The 9,159-nt window shown below is 78.0% G+C and carries 9 protein-coding genes; all 9 read right to left on the reverse strand.

All coding sequences use genetic code 11. The features are described from left to right. Positions 1-133: 133 nt before the first annotated feature. The 9 genes from SH587_RS11960 to SH587_RS12000 all read right to left on the reverse strand — a co-directional run bounded on the left by SH587_RS11960 (position 134) and on the right by SH587_RS12000 (position 9,150). On the reverse strand, positions 134-1,474 hold the full coding sequence (locus SH587_RS11960) for a diaminobutyrate--2-oxoglutarate transaminase family protein (protein WP_320670845.1): 1,341 nt from the start codon (positions 1,472-1,474) through the stop codon (positions 134-136). Further along, positions 1,464-2,300: a siderophore-interacting protein gene (locus tag SH587_RS11965; RefSeq protein ID WP_320670846.1), complete on the reverse strand. Its 837-nt coding sequence runs from the start codon at positions 2,298-2,300 to the stop codon at positions 1,464-1,466. Before SH587_RS11965 ends, SH587_RS11960 begins: the two co-directional genes overlap by 11 nt. After that, the gene (locus tag SH587_RS11970) at positions 2,297-2,626 is read right to left on the reverse strand and encodes a DUF2149 domain-containing protein (RefSeq protein WP_320670847.1); all 330 of its coding nucleotides are present in this window, start codon (positions 2,624-2,626) and stop codon (positions 2,297-2,299) included. The genes SH587_RS11965 and SH587_RS11970 overlap by 4 nt, the downstream gene beginning before the upstream one ends. Beyond that, positions 2,623-3,288, reverse strand: coding sequence for a MotA/TolQ/ExbB proton channel family protein (locus tag SH587_RS11975; protein WP_320670848.1), 666 nt, complete (start codon positions 3,286-3,288; stop codon positions 2,623-2,625). The genes SH587_RS11970 and SH587_RS11975 overlap by 4 nt, the downstream gene beginning before the upstream one ends. Next, positions 3,285-4,802, reverse strand: a complete 1,518-nt coding sequence (locus tag SH587_RS11980; RefSeq protein ID WP_320670849.1) for a hypothetical protein — start codon at positions 4,800-4,802, stop codon at positions 3,285-3,287. Before SH587_RS11980 ends, SH587_RS11975 begins: the two co-directional genes overlap by 4 nt. Positions 4,803-4,870: 68 nt before the next feature. Beyond that, on the reverse strand, positions 4,871-5,692 hold the full coding sequence (locus SH587_RS11985) for an ABC transporter ATP-binding protein (RefSeq protein WP_320670850.1): 822 nt from the start codon (positions 5,690-5,692) through the stop codon (positions 4,871-4,873). A 22-nt stretch (positions 5,693-5,714) separates the two neighbouring features. Beyond that, positions 5,715-7,727 (reverse strand): iron ABC transporter permease, encoded by a 2,013-nt coding sequence (locus SH587_RS11990; protein ID WP_320670851.1) that lies wholly within the window; start codon positions 7,725-7,727, stop codon positions 5,715-5,717. Between the two features lie 32 nt (positions 7,728-7,759). Continuing rightward, on the reverse strand, positions 7,760-8,653 hold the full coding sequence (locus tag SH587_RS11995; protein WP_320670852.1) for an ABC transporter substrate-binding protein: 894 nt from the start codon (positions 8,651-8,653) through the stop codon (positions 7,760-7,762). Positions 8,654-8,682: 29 nt separating this feature from the next. Next, complete coding sequence (locus SH587_RS12000; RefSeq protein ID WP_320670853.1) at positions 8,683-9,150, reverse strand: hypothetical protein; 468 nt, start codon at positions 9,148-9,150, stop codon at positions 8,683-8,685. Between the last annotated feature and the right edge of the window lie 9 nt (positions 9,151-9,159).

Below are 9,159 nucleotides of genomic sequence, written 5' to 3' on the forward strand. Positions count from 1 at the left end.
GCGCCCGGCGGCCCGGCCGGCAGCGGTCCCCCGCGGCGCTCGCGGCCGGCGGCCAGCGCCACCAGCGCCCGCTCCAGCAGCGGCCGCAGCGCGGCGTGGTCGGCGGCCAGCGGCGCGCCCTCCCCCGGCCCGCTCACCGTTCGTCCCCCGCGGCGGCGAACGCCTCGGCCACGGTCTCGACCACCCGCTCGGCCTGCTCGTCGGTCAGGGTCAGCGGCGGCAGCAGCCGCAGGACGCTGCCCTCGCGGCCGCCCAGCTCGGCGATCAGGCCCCGCTCCAGGCAGGCGCCGCGCACGGCCCGCGCACGCTCCGGCGCCGGCGGACGGCTGCCGAGCCGGTCGGGCTCCACGGTCGGGTCGACCACCTCGACCCCCAGCATCAGGCCGCGGCCGCGGACCTCGCCGACCAGCGGCTGGCCGGCCAGGGCCCGCCGCAGTCCGCCGGCGATCCGGTCGCCGAGCGACGCCGCCCGCTCGGCGAGGCCGTCGCGGCGGACGATCCGCAGCGTCGTCGCCCCGGCCACCATCGCCAGCGTCGTGCCGCGGAAGGTGCCGGCGTGGGCCCCGGGCGCCCAGCCGTCGAGGTCGCCGCGGTAGACGACCGCGGCCAGCGGCAGCCCGCCGCCGACCGCCTTGCTGACCACCAGCGCGTCCGGCACCACGCCGGCGTGCTCGTGGCCCCAGAGCCGGCCGGTGCGGCCGACCCCGGTCTGGACCTCGTCGATCACCAGCGGCACGCCGTGACGATCGCAGAGCGCCCGCATCCGCCGCAGCCAGCCGTCGGGGGCAGGGACCACGCCGCCCTCCCCCTGGACCGGCTCGACCAGCATCAGCGCCGCCGGCAGCACGCCGCCCTCGGGATCGTCGAGCAGCCGCTCGGCGTAGTCGGCGGCGACCTCGCCGTCGCGGTCGCCGAGCCCGAACGGGCAGCGGTAGGGATGCGGGAAGGGCAGCCGGACGACGTCGAGCGCGGCCCGCCCGAGCGCCCGTCGCGGCGCGACCCCGCCGGACGCCGCCAGGGCGCCGCTGGTCATTCCGTGGTAGCCGCCGGTGAAGGCCAGCAGCCCGCCGCGGCCGGTCGCGGTCTGGGTCAGCTTGATCGCGGCCTCGACCGCGTCGGTGCCGGCCGGGCCGCAGAACTGGATCCGCGGATCGGTGGCGAGGAAGGCCGGCGGCAGGGTCGCGAACAGCGTCTCGACCAGTTCGTCCTTCTCGGCCGTCGCCGCGTCGAGCGCCTGCATCGGCGCGCCGCGGTCGAGCGCGTCGCGCAGCGCGGCGACGACCTCCGGGTGGTTGTGGCCCAGCGGCAGCGCGCCGGCACCGGCCAGGCAGTCCAGGTAGCGGCGGCCGTCGGCCCCCTCGACCTCGGCCCCCGCAGCCCGCACCGGGACCACGTCGAGCCAGCGGGCGTAGGTGCGGGCCGAGGACTCGCGGCGCCGCTGCCGCTCGAGGATCGCCCCCGGCTCAGACCACATCGTCGGGGGTGTCGCGGTGCCGCCAGTAGCCGATCGCGTGCAGCGTCTCCGGCGGCAGCCCGCGCTCGTCCCGCAGGTGCTCGCGGACGTCGCGGATCGCCAGCGACTCGCCGGCGGCCCAGACCTTCGCCCGGCCGCTGGGCAGCGTCGCCTGGCGGACCGCCTCGACCAGCCGCGAGCCGCCGCTGGCCGGGGCGCCGTCGCGGTGCAGCCAGCGCAGGTCGAGGTCGCAGGCGGCGTCGAACCGCTGCTGCTCGGCGCCGTCGGCGACCTCGACGATCGCGACCGTCGGATGGCCGGCCGGCAGCTGCTCGACGATCGCGCCGATCGCCGGCAGCGCGGTCTCGTCGCCGACCAGCAGCGTCCACTCGGCGTCGAGGTCGGTCACCCAGTGCATCCGCGGCCCGGCGATCCCGAGCACGTCGCCGACCTGCGCGCGGGCGGCCCAGCGCGAGGCGCGGCCGTGGTCGCCGTGGAGCACGAAGTCGACCTCCATCCGCTCGCCGTGGGCGGCGAAGCGGCGGACCGTGTAGTTGCGGCTGTGCTGGTCGCCGGCCTCGGGCGGGAACCGCCAGCCCGTCTCCGGCAGCACGACCTCCCGGCCCGCGGCCGGCCAGATGAAGGTGACGATCTCGCCCGGCTCGTCGTTGGGGAACGCCCGCAGCGCCTCGCCGGCGAAGGTGAAGCGCCGCATCCGCGGGGTGACGTCCTCGATCGCGGCGACCTCGACCAGCCCGCAGGCGAGCGGGAAGCGGACGACGCGGCGCTCGATCGCGGCCTGGATCTGCTCGGCGGTGCGGGTCGGGGTCGGGGTCGGGGTGCTCACGGCGCGGCCGGCTTCCCGTTCGGGTCGACGAGCACCAGCCGCCCGTCCGGCAGCCGGTAGACGGTGCCGACGGCCTGGCCGCGGCCCTTCGCGGTCGACGGCTGCTCGGGCGTGGTCAAGGTCCGCTCCTGTCCCTGCGTCGGGCTGGTGGTGGTCGGCCGCTTCTCGACCGCGCCGGTCTTCGGGTCGATCGCCAGCCCGAGGCCGGCGATCAGGAACGCGACCGCCAGCACGATCCCGACGTCGAAGAGGTTGACGAGCCCGTCGAGCGGATCGCCGACGTCGCTGTCGAGCTGCCCGTGGCGGCCGAGCCCGACCCGCCTCATGCCTGGTGCTCCCCGACGGCGGCGGTCACCCGCTCGTGCGGCGGGGCGGCCGGGACGGCGATCGCGACCGCCCGCTCGAGCGCGGCCAGATCCTCGGTGTAGACCCGCGTCCGCCAGAGCGTCAGCGCGAACGAGGCGGTGCCGACGAGCAGGCCGACGACGGTCGCCGCGAAGGCGGTCTTGAGGTCGGCCGCGAGCCCGGCGATGTCGCCGCGGCCGAGCGCCGCGAGCCCCGGGGCGAGCGGGATCAGCGTGCCCATCAGGCCGACGGCCGGTCCGGCGCGGACCAGCATCCGCGTCCGGTCGAGCCGCCGCTGGACGCCGAGCTCGAAGTCGGCCAGCGCCGGCTCGGCGCCGTGCGGGTCGCCGGTGCCGACCGCGGTCGACATCTGCAGCACCGCCCGGCCGGCGATCGCGGTCGGAGCCCGGCGCGACAGCTCGCGGCCCTGGCGGGGGTCGCGGAGCGCGTTCAGCGCCAGGTCGACCAGCCGCTCGCGGCCGGGCCGCATCCGCCGCCAGGCCTCGACCGCGCCGCGGCCGGCCTCGAGCGCCAGCGCCAGCAGCAGCAGCAGCGCCAGCACGTGGACCGGGACCTCGAGCGCCTCGGCGAACCCGGAGAGCGCGTCGTTGACGATCTCGAGCTCGGCGACCGGCACGATCATGCGACCAGCTCCTGGCGGGCGGGGCGCCGCTCCAGCGCGCCGCCGACGACCAGCAGCAGCACCATCGCGCCGCCGAGGATCAGCGGCGCGTCGGGCCCGCCCTCGTCGCGGCCGCGCAGCGAGGGCGCGGCGCCGCCGGCCGCGGTCGGATCGCCGGAGGCGGCCTCGGTCGCGCCGACGACGGTGCCGGAGACGTCGCCGCCGCCGCTGCCCCCGTCGCCGCCGGCCGGGGTCGGCGGAGCCGCCGCGCCGCGGTCGTCGCTGCCACGGGTCTGCTGGTCGCGGGTCTCGCGGCTGCTCTGGCCGCCGTCGGCGTTGCCGTTCGACGCGGTCAGGCCGCTGCGGGGCTCGCCGCCGGTGCCGCGCGGGCCGCCGCCGGCGTCGCGATCGCCGTCCTCGCTGCCGCCGGCGGTCGAGCCGCCGCCGCCGTTGGGACGGCTGAAGACCTCTGCGTCCTCGCCGCGGTCGCTGCCGCCGTCGACATCGCCGCCGCTGCCGTTGGTCGGGCCCCGGCGGCTGCGGGCCTGGAGCGGGAAGGTCACCGCGGCCAGGCCGGGCGTCGCCTGGGCGGTCCGCCAGATCAGCGGCGAGCCGACGCTGCCGTCGTCGCGCTGGCGGCCGGCCAGGTAGTCGAGCGGGCTGCGGCCGCCGTCCGACCAGGTCAGCGGGTCCTGCCCGGCGGCCAGCGCGCCCTGGATCGCGAACGCGGTCGAGACCGGGTCGGAGGCCCCGACCGCGGAGAAGCGGATCGCCCCGTTGCGCGACTGCAGCCCGCGCAGGAACGAGACGCCGGCGTCGATCCGGGTGCGGTGGGCGGCGCGGTCGCTGACGCCGAGCGCCTGCAGCACCAGGCCGGTGACCGGCGCCTCGGAGGACGCGCCGGGCGTCAGGCCCCAGCCGTCGTCGGCCCCCTCCTGCCCGGCGAGCCAGGCGGCGCCACGGGTGGCGGCCTCACGAGCGTCGGAGCGGGCGAAGGCGAGCACGGCCCAGGCGGTCGCCTCGATCGAGGCGCCGCCGCCGGCACGGCTCGGCAGCGAGCCGTCGGCGGCCTGCCGCTCGCGCAGCGCGGCGATCAGGTCGCGGCCGCCGACGGCCTGCGGCGAGACCCCGGCGGCGACCGCGGCCAGCGCCAGCCGCGCCAGGTCGTCGCTGCCGTCGAAGTCGCGGGCGCGCCGCTCCAGGTAGGCCCAGAGGCGGGTGCCGCCGCGGACGGTCTGGTCCTGGGGGTTGATCCCGGCGGCGGCGACGGCCAGCGCCACCCAGACGCTGGTGCCCGGGTGCGAGGCGCCGCGGCGGCCGCGCGGGAAGCCGCCGTCGCGGTTCTGGGCCGCCTGCAGGTAGCCGATCGTGCGGCCGAGGGTCTTCTTCCCCTCGCTGCCGATCGCCGCGCGGCCCTGGGCGGCGGGCGCCAGCAGCGGTGGCGCGGCGACCCCGGCGAGCGCGGCGGTGCAGGTCGCCGCCAGCAGCCAACGCGGCCACGGACCGCGCGCGGGTGGCGGATCGACGCTCGTCACGGGCGCCCGACGGTACCAGAATCCGGGCCTGATCGTAGGGTGCCCAAACTCGTCCGCTGCGGGGTCGCTCACGCCGCCGCCGAACGCCCGAGCGGGATCGCCATCGGGGTCCCGGTGACCGGGTCGGGGACGATCCGGACCCGGACCCCGAGCACCCGCTCGACCAGCCCGGCGTCGACCGTCGCGGCCGGGTCGCCGGCGGCCACCACGGCGCCGTCGGCCATCGCCACCAGGTGGTCGGCGTAGCGGGCGGCCTGGTTGAGGTCGTGGAGCACCATCACCACCGTCCGGCCCTGGTCGCGGTTGAGGTCGCGCAGCAGCTCCAGCACATCCAGCTGGTGGGCCAGGTCGAGGTAGGTCGTCGGCTCGTCGAGCAGCAGGATCTCGGTGTCCTGGGCCAGCGCCATCGCGATCCACGCCCGCTGCCGCTGACCGCCGGAGAGCGCCTCCAGCGGGCGCTCGGCCAGCTCCTCGGTGGCGGTCGCGGCCAGCGCCCAGGCGACCCGCTCGCGGTCCTCGGCCGACGGCCGGCGGCCCAGCCGCAGGTGCGGGAAGCGGCCGCGGGCGACCAGCTCGCGGACGCTCAGGCCCTCGGGCGGGACCGGCGACTGGGGCAGGAAGCCGAGCCGCCGCGCCAGCGCCCGCGGGGCCAGCGCGGAGACGTCCTCCCCCGCCAGCCGCACCTCGCCCGCGCGCAGCGGCACGATCCGCGCCAGCGCCCGCAGCAGCGTCGACTTGCCGCAGGCGTTGGCGCCGACGATCGCCGTCACGCGGCCGGCCGGCAGCGCCACGTCGAGCCCGTCGAGCACGGTCCGCTCGCCGTAGGCCACGGTCGCGCCACGGGCCTCGAGGGCGGGCGTCGCGGTGGCGGGAGCGTCGTTCGGGGTCATGGCGATCGCGGGGGTCGTGGGGTCAGGCGGCGGCGCGGCTGCGCCAGAGCATGAACGCGAAGCAGGGGGCGCCGATCACGGCCACGACCAGCCCGGCCGGCAGCTCCAGCGGCGGGTCGACCGAGCGGCCGAGGACGTCGGCCAGGCCCAGCAGCAGCGCGCCGAGCGCCATCGCGACCGGGATCAGCCGCCGGTGGCTGCCGCCGGCCAGCAGCCGCGCCAGGTGCGGGGCCAGCAGGCCGAGGAAGGCGACCGCGCCGACGACCGCGACCGCGACCGCGGCGATCGCCGCGCCGAGCACCAGCACCGCGACCCGCGCGCGGCCGACCGGCAGCCCCAGCGAGCGGGCCAGCTCGTCGTCGAGCGCGAGCACGTCGAGGTGGTCGGCGACCAGCAGCGCGACGCCGGTCAGGATCGCCGTCGCCGGCGCCACGACCAGCAGGTCGGACCAGTCGGTGGCGTAGGTCGAGCCGGCCAGCCAGGTGATCGCCTGGGCCGCGGCCGGCTGGGCCTGGAGCACCATCAGGGTGGTGATCGCCGCCGTCGCCGCCGTCACCGAGAGCCCGATCAGCGCCAGCCGCTGGGGCGAGGCCCGGTGGCGGCCGGCGGCCAGCAGCACCACCAGCATCGCCGCCAGCGAGCCGGCGAAGGCGGCCGCCGGCAGCACCCAGCGCGAGGCGCCCGGGTGGACGAGCAGGACCAGGAAGGCGCCGACGCTGGCGCCGCCGGTGACCCCGATCAGCTCCGGCCCGGCGAAGGGGTTGCGGACCGCGGTCTGGAGCAGCACGCCGGAGCAGGCCAGCGCCGCCCCGGCGGCCAGCGCGACGGCCAGCCGCCCGGCGCGGCCGTCGACGATCGCCGCCGCGTCGCTGGAGCGGTCGACGATCCCCCGCAGCAGCGCGGCCGGATCCAGCACCGTCGCCCCGACGGCCAGCCCGGCCAGCAGCGCCAGCGGCGTCAGGGCGGCCAGCGCCAGCACCGCCCGCGGCCGCCAGCGGGCGATCCCGCCGGCGCGGTCGAGCGGCGGCCGGCCGCCGTCGCGCAGCCGCCGGGCGACGACGATCAGGACCGGCGCGCCGAGCAGCGCGCAGAGGATCCCGGCCGGGGTCTCCTCCTCGGTCCCCAGCAGCAGCCGCGCCAGCACGTCGGCGGCGAGCACGATCGCCGCGCCCCACGGCAGCGAGACCAGCAGCAGGCCGAGGTGGCCGCGCGGCCGGCTGAGGCGGGCGATCCCGACCGCCAGCACGCCGACGAAGGCGAACGGGCCGGCGATCCCGATCGAGACCGCGGCCAGCACCGCGGCGACCAGCACCGCCAGCGCGCGGGTACGGCCGACCCGCAGGCCGAGCGCCCGCGAGCGCTCCTCCCCGAGCACCGCCACGTCGAGCGCCCGCGTCAGCAGCAGCGCCACCAGCGCGGTGCCGGCGGCGATCAGCGCCCCGGTCCGGACCGGGCCCCAGCCGGCCTGGGCGGTGCTGCCGGCGCCCCACAGGAACAGCGAGCTGGTCTCGGTCTCGCGCAGCAGCCGGATCCCGCCGGCGATCGCGCCCAGCGCCAGCGCGATCGCCATCCCGGCCAGCACCAGCCGCACCGGGCTGCTGCCGCCGGCCAGCGCCAGCACGCCAATCAGCGCGGTCGCCAGCGCGACCCCGACGAAGGCGACGGCGATCGTCGGCGCGCCCGGCGCGACGGTGGTGAAGGCGGCGACGACGGTCACCGCCAGCGCGCCGCCGGCCGAGAGGCCGAGGGTCGCGGGCTCGGCCAGCGGGTTGCGGGTCAGCGACTGCAGCAGCACCGCCGAGCCGGCCAGGGTCGCCCCCGCCAGCGCGCCGGCCGCGGCCCGCGAGCCGCGCAGCTCGAGCGCGATGTCGACCACGAACTGCTGGTCGAGCCCGAGCCCGTCGCGGTCGCCGACCAGGCCGTGCAGGACCGCGGAGAGCGACGCGCCCTCGTTGCCCTGGGCGAGGTCGGCGAGCGCCGCCAGCAGCAGCGCGACGAGCCCGAGCGCGCCCAGCAGGACGGTCCGTGATCGCATCCCCCGGTCGCCCGCGCCGCCGCGCGGCCGGCTCAGCCGCGCCGGATGGCGCGGCTGACCTCGTCGGCGATCTGCGTGGTCGAGATCGGGCCGCCGTAGAGCCAGAGCTTGTCGGCCAGGTTGCGGTAGTGGCGCGCCCGCACGACCGGCAGCTTGGCGAACGCCGGCAGCTCGCGGAACTTCTGGATCTGGGTCCGGTACTGCTCCAGGTAGACGAAGGCCAGCCACTGCGAGGACTTGACCTTGGCCAGCGCGCCGATCCCGCTGGTGGTGAAGCCGAAGCGGGTGTTGCGGCCGCCCCAGGCGTTCCTGAGCCCGATCCGGCGGACGACCTCGGCCGCCAGCGAGTTGTTGGTCATCAGCCGCAGGGCCGGGGCGCTGGTGGTGCCGCCCGGCTCGGCGATCACGACGCCGGCGCCGTGGCGGCGCTTCTTCCGCAGCGCCTTCTTCTGGGCGGCGAAGCGCTGCTTCATCCGCCGCAGGACGGTCTCGCCCTCGCCGCTCTTGCCGACCGCGGCGGCGATCCGCCGGAAGTCGTTGACCATCGCCTGGAACTGGGCGCCGTTGCCGCCGCCGGCCGGGTACGGGGTCGTCACCAGCACGGTGGCGATCTTCCGCAGCTCGGCCAGGTTGCTGGTCGAGCGGTAGTCGGGGACGACGATCAGGTCCGGCCGCAGGGCGCGGATCTTCTCCAGGCTCGGGGCCTGGCGGAGACCGACGTCCTCGCCGCCCTTCAGCCGCGGGGCGCGGACGAACGCGTCGTAGCCGCGGGCGTCGGCGATCCCGACCGGGGTCACGCCGAGCGCCGAGAGGCCCTCGACGGCGTCCCACTCCAGCGCCACCACGCGGGTGGCGGCGGCGTTGGCGGCGGGCGCGAGGGCGAGGGTCGCGGCGAGGGTGACGAGCAGGGCGAACAGGCGGCGCACGGCGGGCTCCGGGTCGAGGGGGTGGACGGCTAGTAGCGGACGCGGCCGGAGAACCGGACCGTGGTCGAGCGCGAGCTGCTGTCGCCGCTGCCGGAGACGGTCAGCGTCGAGCGCGAGATCCCGCGGTAGCGGCCGCTGCCGCCGGTGATCCGGAGCGTGCCGCGGAAGCTGCTGCGCGAGCCGGAGGTGGAGACGGTCGCCGTGCCGCTGCCGACGACCGCGCCGGCGCGGGTCGAGAAGCGGACGGAGAAGGCCAGCTTCTTGCGGGCGGCGAGCTTCGAGCGCAGGGTCAGCGAGCCGCTGCCGAACGGGGTCCCGCGGACGCTGCCGCGCTGCTCGATCTTCTTCGTCGCCGGCTCGCGGTGGTGGAGCTTGACCGTGCCCGAGGCGTTGACCTGCTTCGACGACGCGGCCCACGCCGTGCCCGCTCCGGAGAGCAGCAGGACGGCGGTGGCGCTCGCGACCAGCGGCCGCGACGGGGGGAATCCAAACGACATTAAGGGCAC

Source organism: Patulibacter defluvii (assembly GCF_034096925.1).
Classification (GTDB): domain Bacteria; phylum Actinomycetota; class Thermoleophilia; order Solirubrobacterales; family Solirubrobacteraceae; genus Patulibacter; species Patulibacter defluvii.